This is a genomic window from Tautonia plasticadhaerens, assembly GCF_007752535.1.
Taxonomy (GTDB): domain Bacteria; phylum Planctomycetota; class Planctomycetia; order Isosphaerales; family Isosphaeraceae; genus Tautonia; species Tautonia plasticadhaerens.
On sequence record NZ_CP036426.1, the window covers coordinates 2041412 to 2057731 of the forward strand.

General features: G+C 69.6%; 14 protein-coding genes. 4 read left to right on the forward strand and 10 right to left on the reverse strand.

What is annotated here, in order from left to right; translation table 11 throughout:
- The first annotated feature begins 14 nt into the window (after positions 1-14).
- Positions 15-836, forward strand: a complete 822-nt coding sequence (gene lpxA, locus ElP_RS07870; protein ID WP_145268105.1) for an acyl-ACP--UDP-N-acetylglucosamine O-acyltransferase — start codon at positions 15-17, stop codon at positions 834-836.
- A gap of 68 nt (positions 837-904) precedes the next feature.
- Here lpxA and ElP_RS07875 read toward each other — a convergent pair whose 3' ends face one another.
- From ElP_RS07875 to ElP_RS07885, 3 genes are all read right to left on the reverse strand, one after another.
- Positions 905-1951, reverse strand: a complete 1047-nt coding sequence (locus ElP_RS07875; RefSeq protein WP_145268107.1) for a DUF1559 family PulG-like putative transporter — start codon at positions 1949-1951, stop codon at positions 905-907.
- A 544-nt stretch (positions 1952-2495) separates the two neighbouring features.
- The gene (locus ElP_RS07880) at positions 2496-3368 is read right to left on the reverse strand and encodes a hypothetical protein (protein ID WP_145268109.1); all 873 of its coding nucleotides are present in this window, start codon (positions 3366-3368) and stop codon (positions 2496-2498) included.
- A gap of 377 nt (positions 3369-3745) precedes the next feature.
- Positions 3746-4216, reverse strand: a complete 471-nt coding sequence (locus ElP_RS07885; protein WP_197446804.1) for a YkgB family protein — start codon at positions 4214-4216, stop codon at positions 3746-3748.
- 158 nt (positions 4217-4374) lie between these two features.
- Between ElP_RS07885 and ElP_RS07890 the strand changes: the two genes are divergently transcribed.
- Positions 4375-4614 carry a hypothetical protein gene (locus ElP_RS07890; RefSeq protein WP_145268113.1) on the forward strand — a complete coding sequence of 80 codons (240 nt, stop codon included), beginning with the start codon at positions 4375-4377 and terminating at the stop codon, positions 4612-4614.
- Here the strand turns inward: ElP_RS07890 and ElP_RS07895 are convergent.
- The 6 genes from ElP_RS07895 to ElP_RS07920 form a co-directional block, all read right to left on the reverse strand.
- Positions 4604-5638 (reverse strand): YwqJ-related putative deaminase, encoded by a 1035-nt coding sequence (locus tag ElP_RS07895; RefSeq protein WP_197446805.1) that lies wholly within the window; start codon positions 5636-5638, stop codon positions 4604-4606. The two genes, ElP_RS07890 and ElP_RS07895, sit on opposite strands and share 11 nt — an antisense overlap.
- 827 nt (positions 5639-6465) lie before the next feature.
- Positions 6466-7407, reverse strand: a complete 942-nt coding sequence (locus tag ElP_RS07900) for a LysM peptidoglycan-binding domain-containing protein (RefSeq protein WP_145268117.1) — start codon at positions 7405-7407, stop codon at positions 6466-6468.
- A 208-nt stretch (positions 7408-7615) separates the two neighbouring features.
- Entirely contained in the window at positions 7616-8104 is a 489-nt protein-coding gene (locus ElP_RS07905; protein WP_145268119.1) for a hypothetical protein, read from the reverse strand.
- Positions 8105-8324: 220 nt separating this feature from the next.
- Positions 8325-9035 carry a hypothetical protein gene (locus tag ElP_RS07910; RefSeq protein ID WP_145268121.1) on the reverse strand — a complete coding sequence of 237 codons (711 nt, stop codon included), beginning with the start codon at positions 9033-9035 and terminating at the stop codon, positions 8325-8327.
- Between the two features lie 782 nt (positions 9036-9817).
- On the reverse strand, positions 9818-10735 hold the full coding sequence (locus tag ElP_RS07915; RefSeq protein WP_145268123.1) for a PEP-CTERM sorting domain-containing protein: 918 nt from the start codon (positions 10733-10735) through the stop codon (positions 9818-9820).
- Positions 10736-10957: 222 nt separating this feature from the next.
- Positions 10958-11335 carry an ester cyclase gene (locus ElP_RS07920; RefSeq protein WP_145268125.1) on the reverse strand — a complete coding sequence of 126 codons (378 nt, stop codon included), beginning with the start codon at positions 11333-11335 and terminating at the stop codon, positions 10958-10960.
- A 406-nt stretch (positions 11336-11741) separates the two neighbouring features.
- On the opposite strand from ElP_RS07920, the gene ElP_RS07925 reads away from it, so the two are divergent.
- Together ElP_RS07925 and ElP_RS07930 are read left to right on the forward strand one after the other, a co-directional pair.
- Positions 11742-13133: a hypothetical protein gene (locus tag ElP_RS07925; protein WP_145268127.1), complete on the forward strand. Its 1392-nt coding sequence runs from the start codon at positions 11742-11744 to the stop codon at positions 13131-13133.
- Between the two features lie 187 nt (positions 13134-13320).
- The gene (locus ElP_RS07930) at positions 13321-14706 is read left to right on the forward strand and encodes a neutral/alkaline non-lysosomal ceramidase N-terminal domain-containing protein (protein WP_145268129.1); all 1386 of its coding nucleotides are present in this window, start codon (positions 13321-13323) and stop codon (positions 14704-14706) included.
- 49 nt (positions 14707-14755) lie between these two features.
- Here the strand turns inward: ElP_RS07930 and ElP_RS07935 are convergent, their stop codons facing one another.
- On the reverse strand, positions 14756-16096 hold the full coding sequence (locus ElP_RS07935) for an MFS transporter (RefSeq protein WP_145268131.1): 1341 nt from the start codon (positions 16094-16096) through the stop codon (positions 14756-14758).
- Positions 16097-16320: the final 224 nt, after the last annotated feature.

Consider the following 16320-nt stretch of genomic DNA (forward strand, 5'->3'; position numbering starts at 1 on the left):
GAGGGCGAGTCACGATGACTTTGGCAGTCTCCGGGCTGATCCACCCGACGGCCGTGATCGGCCCCGACGCCGAGATCGCCCCCGACGTCCGGGTCGGGCCCTATGTGATCATCGAGGGACCCGTCCGCATCGGCACCGGCTGCGTGATCGAGGGCTACGCCTGCCTGTCCGGCCCGATCGAGATGGGCCGCGAGAACTACGTCGGCTACAAGGCCGTCCTCGGCAAGGGGCCGCAGTCCCGGTCCTACCGGGGCGAGCCCACCCGGCTGGTCATCGGCGACGGCAACTCCTTCCACGAGTCCGTCACCATCCACCGGGGCACGGTGGAGGGGGGCGGCCTGACCGCCATCGGCGACGGCAACGTCCTCCGCAAGGGGGCCCACCTCGGCCACGACGTGATCATGGGGGACGGCTGCCTGCTGGAGTCCGACGTCCTGCTCGCCGGGCACGTCGAAATCGGTGACGGCTGCGACCTCGCCAGCCACGTCGTCATCCAGCAGCGCGTCCGGATCGGCCGCCTCGTCCGCTTCTCCGGGATCGGCGGCAGCACCAAGGACGTGCCCCCCTTCGTCGTCCAGGAGGGCTACAACTGCATCACCGGCCTGAACCGCCCGGGCTTGCAGCGCGTGGGCACCCCCCCCGCCGTAATCTCGGCCCTGGGGGAGGCCTTCCAGGTCCTCTTCGAGGAAGGCCGTAACCAGGGCGAGGCCCTCGACCTCGTCACCTCCCGGCTCGGCCACGTCCCCGAGGTCCGGGAGGTCCTCGAATTCATCCGGGGCACCCGGATCGGCATCAACCACATCCGCAACGAGGAACGGCGCAACTGGTGCGCCTGAGCTCCCTGCCGGACGGTGGGCCCGGCCGACGACGAGGTCGGCCCGGCCCCTCGACGCGGCGACCGACCTCAGAACTGGTCGGCGCTGACGACCTCGCCGCCGGCCTTCGTGGAGACGGCGATCCAGGTGTCCGGATTGACCGTATCCTTGACGAAGCGGACCGAGCCGTCGAGCATTCCCACGTTCACCCCGCCCGAGTGGTAGGAGCTGGCGCCGACCATCGTCGCCGCCGCGTAATCCCAGCGTTGCGGGTAGTTGTGGTTCATGTTGGCGAAGGTGCACGCCTTCGCGTTCGGCGGATTGACGTGGCTGTACCCGCCGCCGACGCCGCAGCCCTGCGAGGCCCAGCAGAATCCCTTCGTCACCTGGGCCCCCAGCGTCGTCGACGCCTGGCAGGCCTGGCTCAGGCTCCGGACGGTGTAGGTCGCGGGGGAGGGGGACGTGGTCGGGGTGTAATCGACGCCCGTGAGGAGATAGACCGCGGGACGCCCCTGGGTCGGCGACCCCTCCCCCTTCACCCATTCGCTGTAGATGGCGGTATTCGAGGTGCCGTCCCGCACCGTCGCCAGCGAGGCGGGGCCGCCGTAGGACCTGGCGCCGGGGCCGGTCATGAAGGTGGGGCCGTCGAACCGGCCCCCGGCGAGCGAGAGCACCGTGCCGATGTTGTTCCCGTAGTTGCAGTCGCCGAAGTCGTGGCCGGGGTAGTTGGACAGGCCCCGGCGGATCGAGCCCTGGTCGGAGGGGCAGAGAAAGCCGGAGACCCGGGTGGAGGAAACCGTGCCGTTGTGCTCGAGGTTATAGCCCATCGACACATTCAGACTGCTGTAGAGGTTCTGCTGCTCCATGTAGGGGAGGAGCCGGGCATTCAAGGAGAAGTCGTTGGCGTTGGCCAGGCGGTTGTTGACCGGGCCGGCGTTCCCGGTGGGGGGGATGCACTGGTTGGAATCGATGTAGTTGTGGATCGCGATGCCGAGTTGCTTGAGATTGTTCGTACACTGGGCCCGCCTGGCGGCCTCCCGGGCCGCCTGGACCGCGGGCAGGAGCAGAGCGATCAGCACGCCGATGATGGCAATGACCACCAGCAGCTCGATCAGCGTGAAGCCTCGTCGACGCATCGGGAAGATCCCTCTGGGGTGAATGGCCCGATCGGGCGGGATCGGGCATCGGTGCTCCCGACGGGCGGCGACGCCACGCGCGGCCGATGCTCCGCCCGGCCGAGGGGGTGCCCTCTGCAGTGTCTGCGGGATTGCATACGTTTTCAAGGGGTACTCCTTCCATTTTAGGCGTCCCGATCACCACCGAATCGTCGTCGAACGCGCCTAACAAACCCGACCGGCCGTCGATCCCCAGCAGGGCGGATCACGGACCGAACCGACGCGAAGGCCGGCCATCGGGCAGGCACTCCCGAGTTCGCCCCGGCCGGTTCCCGGGGTCGGCCCGAGCGCGGCGACGTCGCCGAATGCCCCCGACTTCAAGAAGGACGGTACCGAGGGTCGACGACTCCCGGACTCACGGAGGATTCACGTTCCTCGGCCCGTCCCCGGTCCTCGTCGACCGCCCTCCCTCGGGCGTCGTCCGCCTCGGCCCGACCCGGCCGTCTCCCCTCCCTGCCGACTCGACCCCGCCCCCCTCACGCACCGGGGCCGACGGGCCGTCCGATCAACGGGATTCCGCATTCGACGGGAGGGCGATCGAGCCGGTCCCGAGATCCTTCAGCGTGACCTTCTGGGCCTTCCAGCGGGCGCGGAAGTACCAGTATCCGTAGTTCGAGCAGGGGACGCCCGCCCATTCGACCCACTGCCGGAAGTTGTTGTAGGTCTCCGACGTCCTCGATCCCCCCGCGGGCAGGTCGGGGCCGTCCGTGTCGTACAGCCGATCATCCGGCCCCGGGTCGAGCGTCAGCAATGCCGGCAGGGAATCATCCGGCGCCCAGTCGATGAAGGATTTCTTGCTCGCGAACGGCGCCCCGTCCACGAAGTCCCGGGCCGTGACCTGCCTCCGGAACGCCAGGAGGTCGGCCTTGCCGGCGGCCGAGATCACCCGGCCGACCCCCGACGGGGCGAGCTGGGCGACCGCGACCACCTGGCCCCGGGCGTTCTCCCCCATCGAGAACGAGCCGACCACGAACGCCCCGCACGACTCCCCCCCCGTGAACGGCGTCCCCGCCGACCACGACTTCGCCCGCTCCGGCCGCTTCCCGGCTGTCTGGACGACGATGGTCGCCCAGATGGCCCAGACGTCGATCCGCCGGCTTGCTCCCCCGAGCGTCGCCCCGACGCCCGTCCTCCCCGGCAACATCCGCCGGACGAGGCGCCGGTTCGGCCTCCCGACCACGGGGTCGCCCCCCGTCCAGGCGATCCGGGCCCACTCGGCCGGGCTGTTCTCCGGCGACGTGGTCGCCTCGACGACGCAGTCTCCCCGTTCCGCGGAGGAGGGGATGAGCTGGGGGCCGAACACGTCCACGGCCGTGACCCAGTTGGCCGAATCGACCTGGCTGGCATTGGAAACCGTGAGCTTCGCGACCGTCGCCATGATCATCCCCCCCGGCGCCCCGCTTCCCAGGACATCCCCTCGACGCCCGACCGTACGGGATCCGGGCCCCCGGCTTCTACAACAATCGAATCGAGTCGGTGAATCCTGACATCCCACGATCCCCGTCGGGGACTTCGGGGGTCCTCGGCACCCCGCTCCTCCCGGCCCGACGACCCGGCGACCTCGGATCGGATCACGTCGGAGGGCGACCCGCGCCTCGTCCCCGGGTTCGGACGGATGGCCGGGGGTGAGGCGGTCGGGCGTCGTCCACTCGGAGCGCCACCGGCCTGCCGGTGCTCCGATCGGGCCCGGGACCGGGAGAGCCGGTGGGACCCAAACATTCGAACCCGTTGCCCGCCAGCGAGACCCCGCCGAGGTCAGGCGACGGGCGAGAGGCCTCGAACCGGCCGGGCCGCCAGCGCCTCGCCGGCCGTCCACAGCGCGACGCCCAACAGCACGACGTCCTTGAGCACGAACTGCCCCGGCATCGCCGACAGGGCCGGGAACCCGCCCAGGCTCGGCTCCCACCCCGGCGTCGTGACCAGGAAGCTCAGGGTGGTCAGAAACATCCCCGCCGCCAACCCGCTACCCGCCGCCGAGCCCGCCGGCCACCACGGCCGCAGCGCGATGAGCAGACCGACGGCGACCTCGATCACCCCCAGCAGCGCCGACAACGCCGTGACGCTCATCAGGCGATAGAGCCAACCCATCAGCGGGCTGTTCGCCACCATCGGTTCGATCCCCTCGGCCTCGTAGGCGGTGAACTTCATCCCGCCGATCCAGAGCAGCACGACCACGAGGCCGTACCGGGCGACGTGCGTGCCGATCATCTGGAGCCGGTCACTCATCACCATGCCTCGCCCCGGGGTCGCGGTACCGGCGGACGGAGACTCGGTTCGCCGCTCCGCCGCCTGAAGAATCCCCGTGAGCCGTAGGGCCGCATCGGGGGGTAACCTCGATGAGGTTGACAACTCCCGATGCCACCCCACGGCGGAGCCCCACGGCCATGGCCACCATCATCGGCATCGACCTCGGCAAGTTCAAGGGCGTCGCCTGCACCTTCACCCCCGAGTCCCGGGAGGCTGCCTCTTCGAAAATCCCCACAGACCCCGGCGGGTGGCACTGGTGGCTTGCCCAGTGGTCAGAGTGTAAGCCCTCCGAGGAGACCGCTGCTGGGCAAGCCACCAGTGCCACCCGCCGAACGAGGAGAATGGCCCCGCACTCCACGCCCGCCCTCAAAGCGTGATGTCATACGTCAAGCGACTGTTCCGACGCTGAGGCGAGTTGAAAAAGACGCCCGCTCCCGTGCGCTTCGGTTGCCACACCGGCCATTCGACCGGGGTGTCGCCCGGGAAGAGGAGGCTGGTGGACGTGGACTCCACCTTCGTGGCGGCCCAGCCGAAATCGGTCAGCACCCATTCCGTATCGATCAGGACATGGAAGAGCACCGGATGCCCCGACGCCTTCACCCGCCTGATCTCCGAGAGGCGGGGTGCGATGAGCCACACGAGGGCCCAGAGGTAGGCGTCCGCCAGCACCTTCGACACCTTGTCGCGATACTGCGCCTCCCACTTGTCCTTCAGGTGGTTCTCCGCGAACCAGTTCTTGATGGCCGGGGTCGCGAGGGCGATCCCGGCATCGAGCAGGCCGAGGGCCGCGTTGCCCATGGTGCCCCGGACACCGCCCCCGGGCCGCGCGCCCGGCCCGACCTCCCCGCCCGCCGGCTTCGCCGGCGGAACCTGGCCATCGCCCCGGACCACCAACCCGCGCTGCGGAGCCTGGATCGTGCCGCTCACGCCGCCCTCGGCATGGAACACGGAGTCGGTGACGCGGACGCCCCGGGTGAGCCGCATGCAGTGCTCGCACCGGGGTGCCGCATCGCCCCGACGCTTCCCCGACAGCCACGCCACGTGCACCTCGAAGACCTTGAGATCCGTCTCGGTCAGCTTCCGCCCGAGCTGCTTCTCCCGCTCGAGGATCGCCGCGTTCAGCGCCCTCACCTCCGCGTGCCCCCCCAGCGCCCACGCCTCGGAGTGCACGACGACGAGCTGGCCCGCCGCGATCCGCTGCATCTGGCCCACGATCGCCTTGCCGATCGTCTCGGACAGGGGGCTCGGCAGCATGGAGTGGTTCAACCCGACGTAGAGCTTCCCCGTCGCCTCGTTGCGGACGACCGCGAGGACCGGCCCGGTGCCGATCCCCTGGGCCTTCTGCATGCTCGTCGTGAGCTGGACGATCCGACCGGCGATGGCTTCGAGCGGTTCCGACATTGCTGTTTCCCTGGGATGGCGCGTGGCTGCTGCCGACGAGGTTGCCGCCGGGGATCGGAGTCGGGGGAAGGTGGGCCCCCCCGAACGTCGTGGAGGCCGCCGCGATCCCGGCGCCATGCACCGGCCGGAAGGAGGCGCCCCCGTCCATCCACACCCGACGGGGACGACCCGGGCTCCGATGGGCCACATGGGTCGCCGCCTCACTGCGGATATGTCGAAATGGCGTGATTCCCCACGACAGCCATCCCCCGACCGCATCCCGGGCGTGTGGCGATCGGTCGCCACGCGAGGCGAACGACGCATTGCCGAGATCGGAATGCGAGAATTCCACGGCACGCCGCACCGATGAAGCCGACACCGGCCGGAGTGAGATGGAGGTTCACGACCACCGACGCTCGGATCAAATCGCGGCATCTCGATCCAGCGGTTCAAACCGGCGGGTGGCACTGGTGGCTTGCCCACCAGTGATGAGGGTGTGAGCCCTCCGAGGAGACCACGGGTGGGCAAGCCACCAGTGCCACCCGCCGCCTAACGCCCAAGCTCAGCGGACCGGCCCGTCGAGAGAAACCGATGACTGACCAGAGAGCGCCGCGGCGGGCCGGGTCCGCTGCGGCGCGAGGTTGGCGGCTCTGCCGAGGCCGAGCCGACCGGGGCACGAAGACGTTGCCATGGCCATCGGCCCGACGCGCCGAGTCCCATGCTCATGGTCTCATGGGTATGATCGCCAACCCGTGAAAGCGCTGGTCACCCTCCCCGCGCGGACATGGCCCACGAAGACGTTGGCCATGCCACCCGCCACCAGCGACCGCGACACGACGTCACGGCCGCTACCTGCAGAAGTACGCGTTGGCGACGCTTTGCACCTGCATCTTCCAGAATTCCTCCCGGTTGTCGCTCAGGTCGGTGAGGATGTTCTTGGGGAAATCCTTGGCGATGACGTGGGGCCCGATGCCGCTGGCGTGCACGATCTCGTGAGCCAGGGTGGCATGGTCCGCCGACAGCACCCCGCTCACGATGCAGTACGGCAGCCAGGGGCTACCGCTCGGGGGAGCCGGGACGACCGTCACCCCCTTCGCGGGGTACTTGAACTCGCCGAAGAAGACCGGCAGCCGCTGTTTCTTCCCCGGGCTCTTCTGGTCGTCGAACCGCTTGCCCGCCTCCAGCCGGACGGAGTTGTACTGCTCCGGCAGGATCGGGTCGGCCGAGACCGGGATGGTGTGCTCGGCCGTTCTGGCCCGGGACGGCAGGATGTCCAGCCCCAGGCCGTGCGTCTTGAACAGCGCCTCCGCCTTGGTGAGCAGGGCGGCGGTGCTGGTGTCCGGGCTGACACAGTTGCTCAGCCAGAACAAGGTCAGCCGGATCTTCACGTTCCCGGGGTGCACGTAGTCGGTGGCGAACTGGTCCGACGTCCCCCTCCCCTGGGTCAGGTTGAGCGGCGCCGAGTTGTTGAGCCGGAGGGACATCGGCAGGTGCAGGAGGTGGAGCCCGCCACCCCCGCCGCCACCCGAAGCCCCGAGCGCGGCGAGTTCCTCGTGGGTGAGGGGCCGGCCGGGAAGGACCAGTTCGTCGCCCGGGAAGATCTTGTCGGGGTTCGGCCGCTTGGCGCGGAAGGGAGAGTTGTCCGGGTGCTGATAGATGTCCCGCCAGGACCCGTACCCGTTCCGCCTGGCGATCGCAGTCAGCGTGTCTCCGCTCTTGACGACGTACAGGGCCGGAAGGGTGGTCGGTGCGTCGTTGGCGATGACGACACACTCGGATAGCCGGATCATGGGGCACTCCCTGTGGTGTGGGCGGTCGCCGCGCACGGTCGGTCGCCGCACGGGACGCGGCCCGATGCTGCCGATCGCGCTCTTGAAGCGATGGATTCGTGGTGGCCGCTTAACGCCAAGGCTCAGCGGACCGGACCGCCGTGGGAAAGCTTGATAGTACCAGGACGCGCCGCGGGGGCCGGATCCGCTGCAGCGCGAGGTTAGGCGGTCAGTCGCGCGCGTCCGGCTCAGGCCGCAGGTTGGTCGCCCCAGTCCCGCGCCTCGACCTGGCGTAGTACGACAGTAGGCCGATGGTCCCGCCGGCGAGGGAGGCGACCACCACGACCGGCAGGACGAACAGTCCAATAAACATCCCCGCGTAACCCGGCGGAGGTCCGGTGTAGTCGAGGTCAACCACCAGGGCAATGGCCAAAAAGACGAGGAGCCCGGAGAGGCCCCCCGAGAGCGAAAAGACGTAGACCCCGATGGTGAACCGCGGGAACCGCGGCCCCAGCACCCAGCCGGAGGCACTGCTGACCAATCCGATCACGAACGCGGTCGCCAATAACTTGCCATGGCGCGACAACGGCTGATTGTTGTAGAGGACGAACAACGAATAAAGCGCACCGGCTGTAGCGATGAGGGCCCAGATCGCGAGGAGGGCCCCGGGCAGGGCGAGAAGTAGGCTAAATACTCGGGTTTTCCACTTGTGCGACACGGAGGTGCCCCGGGTGAGATGTCTGCTGGATACCGCAGAGAGGGTCCACCGACGGACGAGCACCCGGCCCGGTGTGCTGGCGAGATGAGCCATCGCAGGCACGCGAGGCAGACTGGGATGAAGGCCGCCTAACGACCAAGCTCAGCGGACCGGCCCGCCGAGGAAAGGCTGTGCATAAGAGTAAGCGCCGATGGCGGGCCGGGTCCGCTGCAGCGCGAGATTAGGCGGGGTCGCCCGCCGACTTCTTCTCATTCGAATGACCCCAAGTTCCCGCCATCCAGAGTAGCAACAGGCCCAGAAGCAGCATAGGGAGGGGAAAAGGCAGGATTAGCGCCATAGACCACCTGAAGATATAGGCGCCCATCCCAGGACCGCCCGACCACGTGCCCGGCGGAGGAGTCATCACCTGAACGGCGGCCATGGATGAGACGAACGCCCCGGTCAGAAGCCATGCGCCCGCCAATCGTCGATGCCGAATCGCGATTATCGATGCCGTGATCAGTGACATGGGGCCGGAGAGGAGGAAGAGTAGGAGCCATGTCGTCCAGGAAATCGTTCCGTTCAGCGGGCTGTAGCCCTGGCTCGCGGCACCGCCGACCACAAAAAGACTGCCTGCAAATGCGACAGATCCGACCCGGATCCCCCGACTTCCCTTGAGCGTTGCGACCCCGGAGATCAATCCGCCCAGGAAGCCGCAGGCCAAGACGACCGAGCCGATGCCCCACCCGAGCCCGTAGCCCCCGCTGAAAACCGCGATCGCGTACAGGCCGAGCATGCCGATGAGGAGCCCCAATGACACCGACCACCCGATCCAGACGAGGGGATCCCACTCCCGTCGCCCGGTCCTCCATGCCCAGAACCATCGCAGACCGCCCGCGATCAATCCCGTCCAGAGCAGCGCCCAGACAATCTCGTGGAAGATCCCCTGCACGGCGACCTCGATGTGGTCTGCGGCACCGCCGTGCATGACGAAACTGGGGCCCCCGTCGGGGGCGGGAGCCGATGACCTGACCAATCGACTCGGGGGCAGCGGACGGCCATGATGGATAGCCTGCCACGGCCATCGAACCGTCGCGACATACGCATCACTCGGTGCCTTCGGCGGATTCCAGAGAGTTGCTCGGGAAACATTCCCCGCGAGGCCGAACGAACTCCCCGCCCACCCGCCCGGCCTGGAGTCGACCGGATTATATCGCATCCCGCGCCAGGGGGGATAGAGGAGGATCGATGAGATCCACACGAGAAGCCCGACCACGTAGAGTTTCCGTAGCGTCGGAATCATGTCGATGTGCCTCTCGCTGGCGAAGTGAACGAGTCTTCGGGCCCGAGATAGCGATACGTGGTGAGAACACGAGTGCCACCCCGTCGCCGGCCCTTGACCTCAATGCGATGCGGAGCCGCCTAACGCCCGAGCTCAGCGGACCGGCCCGCCGAGGGAGAGCGTGATGATACCTCAGAGCCCCGTGGCGGGCCGGGCCCGCTGCAGCGCGAGGTTAGGCGCGACCGCCGCCGGTGCCGTCCCGCCCCAGCCGACGGGTGACCAGAAGCCCGGCCACCCCGCCGGCCGGGACGAGCACCAAGCTGGCGAAGACGGCCAGGCTGCCCAGGCCCTGCGCCTGCTGGCGGCGCCCGCCGGACGTCTCCCACCAGATACGCCCCGCCGTTCAGCAGGACCAGACGAGGAAGGCGCCGACCAGGAACCCGGGGGCCCCCTCAGCGGTGTGCACTCCGCCGCCCAACGATCAGGTTCAGCGGACCCGGCCGCCGACCAGGAACCTTCCCGTCGCCGGTGCCACCACGCCGACGCCATCCGACTCCGGCCAGCGCCAGGGCACCGATGCTCAGCATAACGATGCTCGATGGTTCGGGGACGGTGGTCAGTACGTAGGTGATGTCGATCGAGGAGCCGGAGGCAGTCGTCCCGCCGAAGTTCAGTACATGGGTCGTGCCCACCTCGAAGGGCTTCAACGCCAGGTAATAGCCGTCCTGCACGGCCGGGGAGATCGTGGCCGGGTAGATCCCGGTGCCGTTCGTCGGGTCCAGGCCGAAATCGGCTTGCAGGTTCTCCGGCGAGGGGAGCGTGTAGCTGATCGGGTTACTCGGGTCGGTGGTCTGGCGATGGTCCACCAAGTTCAGCACATCAACCCCTTCGATCGTCGCGAAGAGACTGACCACGCCTGATTCCAGGTCCGGCGAGATCAGGGCGAGCATCTCCTCGGGCGTGAAGTTCGACTGCGGATCACCGAAGGGGGCCACGTTATCGAAGTACGAATTGAGGAGGGGGACGAAGAGGGTCTTCCCCGCTTGGACGTCGATCGTGCGGGTGATCGGGTCGCTGGTGAAGGCCCCGTAGAGGAAGAATACCGGGCCGGCATCTCCCCGGAAGGCTTGCTCCCCAGTCGTGTCCAGGATCGGGTTGACCGCCGCGGGAATCCCGAAGAGTTGCACCCACCACTGCTCGGCCCAATCGAGCTGCGATCGGCCATCGATAAGGGCGCCCGGCGGCAGAACCTCCGCGCGAGCTTCGGTGACCAATGCCTGGCACGCCAGGGCCGCGAGGGTGACGACGAGCCACCTTGTCCGGCCCCAAGCACCTCGTCTCAGACCGCGCCTGCCCATGATGGCATTCATAGGAATCCCTCTTCGTCTAGGGTGGGAGCAAGACGCTCTCGGAACCGTACGAGCCGCCTAACGCCCAAGCTCAGCGGACCGGCCCGCCGAGAGAAACCGTTGCATGACCAGGAAGCGCCGCGGCGGGCCGGGTCCGCTGCAGCGCGAGGTTAGGCGGCGGTCGACCCACCGGAAGGCCGGAGAGACAACCCCCAATCCCTGCCCCCCGCCCGCCGAGCCTTATCACTCGGACGGCGCAACGCCGAGTTGCTGCATGAGGCCGAGCATATCCGACTTTCGCTCGTGCGAAGTGATGCGCCCGTCCCTCACCGTGTATATATCGATCCCGGTCCAGATAACCGACTTGCCGGTGGCAGGGATGTCCTGGAAGTTGCCGAGATGGGTACCGTTGAAGGTCCACCGTGCCACGACCTTATCACCCTCGGCGATCAACTCGTCCAAGGTGATATGCACGTCAGGGAAGGCTCGGCTCACGCCGACGAAAGCCCCCCTCATATGGTCCTGCATATCCGGGACAAAGAGCGACACGAACGCCTCCGTGTCGTTGGCGTTGCGTGCTTCGATCAAGCGAGTGACCACGGCCTTGTTAGCTGATGACATGGTCTTCTCCGCCTAACCTCGTTTCGGCGCACGATTCGTCGCATTTGCGACAAACCGACGTCCGAAAATTCGTGATACGACACGACTGAACGCGCGTCTAATCCCGGGCGTCGAATTCAATCTGGCCGCGATCGTCCGCAATTTCAAGGAGAATCCCGGGATCCGTCGTGCAAGCACGTGCGAAGGCCACTCGCGAAGGAACTGAACTACTTCGAAGGCGACGGGGGCCCGGGGATGATCAGGTCCGACCGGTATTCTCGGCCCGTTCGGGAGAAAAAGTGACTGCCGGGGCCCGATCCCCTGATCTTAAGGGTGTACGGCCGACGCCGATCGCGCGGGACGACACCGTCCCCCCCGGCCCGGCCGGGCCGATTCGCGGCCCGGGCACCCCTTGAGATCGCCTGCGATGACGACCCCCTCCGAGAAGCAGCTCGCCGCCAACCGCCGCAACGCCCTCCGGTCCACCGGCCCCAGGACGGCCGAGGGCAAGCTCCGCAGCCGCCGCAACGGCCTGGCCCACGGCCTCGCCGCCCAGGTCGTCGTCCCCGAGGAGGACCGCGCCGCCTTCGAGGCCCAGCTCGCCCGCTGGGACCGCGAGATGGGCCCGGCCAACGTCGTCGAACGCCACCTGGCCCGCCGCGCCGCCGCCAACTCGGTGAAGCTCGAACGCATCGAACGAGCACGGGAGCAGACCCGCCGCGAGGCCGCCTTGAAGGCCCTGGCCGGCTGGGAGAAGCGGCGCCAGGCCCGGGCCCGCCGCAAGGCCCAGGACCTCGCCCGGGATCCCAGCAACACGGTGCTCGACCTGGAGGGGACGGCCTTCGGCTGCGACTGGCTGATCCGCCGGTGGCAATCGCTGGACGCCCCGCTGCAACTGGGCCAGGGCTGGGACCAGCGGACGGTGCTGAAGGCCCAGGCGCTGCTCGGCTTCCCGGACTACTTGCCCGGCCCCGACGCGAACCGGGAGGTCCGACGGCTCTGGATCCTGGCCGCCGCCGCCTCGCCGACGCAGGTGACGGCGCTGCCCCGGCTGGAGGCCGAGGAGGGCTTGCCCACCGACCCGGCGCACGCCCGGGCCTCCCTGAGCCGGTTCGTGGCCGAGCAGGTGCGGCGGCTCGAAGGGCTGCGGGTCGAGTCCTGGGAGGAGGTGGAAGGGCCCGAGGGCCGGGCCGTCGCGCTGCAGGCCGCGGCGGCCGACCCGTCGGGCGAGGGCCAGTTGATGCACCGCTACGAGGTGGCGGCCGACCGCTCGGCGAATGCCGCCGTCCGGCTGTTCCTGAACCTGCGGGAACGCCGGCGCCGGGAGCTGCTCGAATTGTCGAAGGAGGCCCGGCACAGCTCGATCCCCCGGGCCCCGGTGGGGGGCGGCTGGTGGTGCGAGGTCGACGCCGACCCGGCACCACCGGGATTCGAGCGGATCGGCGACGGCCCGCCGACCGGATCGATCGGGCCGGATTCATCCCGCTCCTCCCCGAGCCCCTCGGCCGCCGTCCCGGCCGACGGCGACCCCGGCCGGCCCTCCTTCACCGTCGAGGCCCCGGCCGGGCCGGTCGCCTCGTCCCCCGGCCCGGCCGAGTCCGAGGCCCCTCGCGGAGCCCGGCCCGGGGAGGCCGGTGCGCCACGACGGAGCGAACCCATTTCCCCCGCGGATTCCGCCCCGGAATTCCATCGCAAACCACTCATCCAAAACAACTTGCGTAACGAAAGCAGGACGGTCCAATCCGAGGCGTCGTGGCGCACCGATCCCGCCCGGCGTCCCCCCCGGCCGGGCCGATCGCCGGCCGACCTCGGCCCCTGACCCCCGTCGGGGCGGCGAGCCCCGGCCTCATCACCGTCCCCCTCGGCCCGAGGCGCCGGGCCTCGACCCCGCTACGCGTTGACACCTCGACCCGATGCGCCGATGATCGGGCCCGGGACGCGGGGTCGACCGGCCGGACCTCGGACCGCACCGCTCACGACCCGGACCGCCCGCCCGGAGGAGTACCATGGGGATCACCCGCCGCATGCTGTTCTTACTCGGACTCCTCGCCTCGGCGCTGCACCCGGCCCCGACCGCCCTCGCCGGCGGGCACGGCGGCTGGAAGGCGGGGCTGGCGAAGGTCGTGATCACGCCCGAGCGGCCGATGTGGATGGCGGGATACGGCAATCGGACCGCCCCCTCCGAAGGCACCCTCCACGACATCTGGGCCAAGGCCCTGGCCCTCGAAGACGCCGAGGAGACCCGGGGGCTCCTGATCACCCTGGACCTCTGCGGCATCGACCGGGACTTCTCGATGGGCGTCCGCCGCGAGATCGCCCACCGACACGAGATCTCCCTCGACCGGATCGTCCTGGCCTGCTCGCACACGCACACCAGCCCGGTCGTGGGCTCGAACCTGATCACGATGTACCCGCTCGACGACGAGCAGCGGAAGCGGGTCGAGTCGTACACCGAGCTGCTCGGCGAGACGATCGTCGGCCTCGCGGGCGAGGCGATCGAGGACCTCTCGGAGGTCCACCTCTCCTGGGGACGGGGCGAGGCCGGCTTCGCCGTCAACCGCCGGGAGAACGTCCAGGACCGGGCCGAGGAACTGCGGGAGGCGATGGCCCTGAAGGGCCCGGTCGACCACGACGTGCCGGTGCTCGTCCTCAGGGCGGGCGACGAGGTGCGCGGCGTCGTCTTCGGCTACGCCTGCCACTGCACCACGCTGTCGATCAACCACTTCTCCGGCGACTACGCCGGATTCGCCATGATGGAGCTGGAGCGGGAGTACCCCGAGGCCACGGCCCTGTTCGTCGCCGGGTGCGGCGCCGACCAGAACCCGCTGCCCCGGCGTTCCGTCGAGCTGGCCGAGAAATACGGCAAGAAGCTCGCCGGGGCCGTCAAGCGGACCGTGAAGGGCCACCTCCGGCCAATCCTGGGCGGCCTGCAGTCGGCCTACGGCGAGACCGACCTCGCATTCGCCCCCGTGCCGGATCGGTCCCATTGGGAGCGGGAGGCGGAGTCCGAGACCTTCGCCGTGGCCAATCGGGCACGGGCCTTCCTGGGGCGGCTGGACCGCGGGGAGACGCTCCCCGGCTCGTATCCGTACCCGGTCCAGGTCTGGAGGCTGGGCGGCCTCACCTGGATCTTCCTCGGCGGCGAGGTGGTGGTCGACTACGCGCTGCGGATCAAGCGGAACCTCGGCCCCGACACGTTCGTCTCGGCCTACTGCAACGACGTGATGGCGTATATCCCGTCGCTCCGGGTCCTGGAGGAGGGGGGGTACGAGGGGGAGACCGCCATGATCTACTACGGCCAGCCGGGCCCCTGGGCCGAGGACGTGGAGGAGCGCGTCATCGCCGAGGTCAATCGGCTCGTGCGGAAGGTCGGCGGCGGGCCGGGGTCCTGATCCTCACCGGGCCGTCCCGGGATGGAGTCCCCCCGGGCCTCGGCGGGCCTCAGCGGGACCGGGCCGGGTCGAGTTGCCCCTCGGCCCGGTCGGTCGGGGCCGACGGCCGCCCGAGCCGGTTGAGCAGCCCGCTGGCGCCCAGCAGCAGCGCGACCGTCCCGCAGACGACCCCCGAGGCGAGCAGGATCGGCCCCACCCCGAACCACTGGGCCAGCCTCCCCGTCAGCAGGGCGCCCATCGGCACCGAGCCGGAGAAGACGATCATCCAGACCCCGGCCACCCGGCCCCGGAGGGCGTCGGGCACGTCGAGCTGGATCATCGTCTGGATCGACGAGGTGAACGTGATCGCCCCGAACCCGGCCCCCAGCAGGCAGGTCATGGCCGAGGCCGTCGGCCACCACGAGGGGGACCGGGTGCCGAGCGCCCCGGGCAGGGTCCCCATCCCCGAGAGCGACAGGGAGAACAGCCCCAGGCCGAGCACGATGAGCACCTCCCGCCTGACCCTCCCGCCGACCCTGGCCGCGCAGAGCGCCCCCGCCACCGCCCCGGCCCCGCCGCTCGCCAGCAGGGCCGAGTAGCCGAGGGCCCCGAGGCCGATCGAGTCCCGGGCGTAGGCCGAGAGCATCGCGTTGTAGCCCATCCCCGCGACCCCGAAGAAGGCCATCAGGCCGAAGAGGCAGGCCACCCGGCGGTCCCGCTTCAGGTAGCCGAGGCCGCCGAGCACGTCCCCCGGCCCCTGGCCCGACCGGACGTGGTGCGACGGCCGGGCCGGGATCGACAGGACCGCGGCGATCGCGGCCAGGAAGCTCAGAGCGTTCAGCACGAATGGCGCCCCCTGGCCCAGCCACGCCAGGCAGACCCCCGCCAACGCCGGGCCGACCACCCGGGAGGCGTTGAACAGCCCGACGTTCAGGGCGATCGCGTTCCCCAGGTGCTCCCGGCCGACCAGCTCGTAGAGGAAGACCTGCCGCGCCGGCATCTCGAAGACGTTCCCCACCCGGGCCATCGCCAGGAGGGCGATGAGTTGCCAGAGTCGGATGGACCCGGTGTTGAAGAGGGTCGCCAGCGTGACCGCCAACGCCAGCTGCACGAGCTGGGTCGCCAGGACGGTCGAGCGGGGTGCCGTCCGGTCGGCCAGGGCCCCGGCGAAGAGGCCGACGAGCAGCCCCGGCAGCAGGTTCGCCGCCTCGACCACCCCGAGCCAGAGTTCCGATCGCGTCAGGTCGTAGACGATCCAGTTGACCGCCGCCGCCTGCATCCAGGTCCCGACGAGGCTGACCCCGTGGCCGATGTAGAACTTCCGGTAGTCCCGATTCTCGGCCAGTGCCTCGAACGTCCGTGGCCTCCCCCGCCGGGGCCGAGGGTCTTCCGAGTTCGGGGCGGAGGCCATGGGCGCTCGGGGGAGGATCTTCGGTTCGGGACGGGGACCGGCCGCTCGGGCCGCCCCATTATCGTCCCGATCGGCCCGTCCGGCAATCTCGGCGACGACCTCGGCCCGTCCCGGGCGGGGCGGCGGGGCGGTGGTCGCGGGAGGACTGCCGGCGGGCACACGGCGACGGGGACGGATCCGGGATCGACCTTCTTCGCTCCGAATTCGCCCGGCGGGCGACCGCG

Excerpts from the sequence above, each read along its gene's own strand:
- ElP_RS07920 (WP_145268125.1), bottom strand. The coding sequence starts at position 11,335 with ATGTCATCAGCTAACAAGGCCGTGGTCACTCGCTTGATCGAAGCACGC.
- ElP_RS07885 (WP_197446804.1), bottom strand. The coding sequence starts at position 4,216 with ATGAGTGACCGGCTCCAGATGATCGGCACGCACGTCGCCCGGTACGGC.
- ElP_RS07935 (WP_145268131.1), bottom strand. The coding sequence starts at position 16,096 with ATGGCCTCCGCCCCGAACTCGGAAGACCCTCGGCCCCGGCGGGGGAGG.
- ElP_RS07880 (WP_145268109.1), bottom strand. The coding sequence starts at position 3,368 with ATGGCGACGGTCGCGAAGCTCACGGTTTCCAATGCCAGCCAGGTCGAT.
- ElP_RS07915 (WP_145268123.1), bottom strand. The coding sequence starts at position 10,735 with ATGAATGCCATCATGGGCAGGCGCGGTCTGAGACGAGGTGCTTGGGGC.
- ElP_RS07890 (WP_145268113.1), top strand. The coding sequence starts at position 4,375 with ATGGCCACCATCATCGGCATCGACCTCGGCAAGTTCAAGGGCGTCGCC.
- ElP_RS07925 (WP_145268127.1), top strand. The coding sequence starts at position 11,742 with ATGACGACCCCCTCCGAGAAGCAGCTCGCCGCCAACCGCCGCAACGCC.
- ElP_RS07930 (WP_145268129.1), top strand. The coding sequence starts at position 13,321 with ATGGGGATCACCCGCCGCATGCTGTTCTTACTCGGACTCCTCGCCTCG.
- ElP_RS07875 (WP_145268107.1), bottom strand. The coding sequence starts at position 1,951 with ATGCGTCGACGAGGCTTCACGCTGATCGAGCTGCTGGTGGTCATTGCC.
- lpxA (WP_145268105.1), top strand. The coding sequence starts at position 15 with ATGACTTTGGCAGTCTCCGGGCTGATCCACCCGACGGCCGTGATCGGC.
- ElP_RS07895 (WP_197446805.1), bottom strand. The coding sequence starts at position 5,638 with ATGTCGGAACCGCTCGAAGCCATCGCCGGTCGGATCGTCCAGCTCACG.
- ElP_RS07900 (WP_145268117.1), bottom strand. The coding sequence starts at position 7,407 with ATGATCCGGCTATCCGAGTGTGTCGTCATCGCCAACGACGCACCGACC.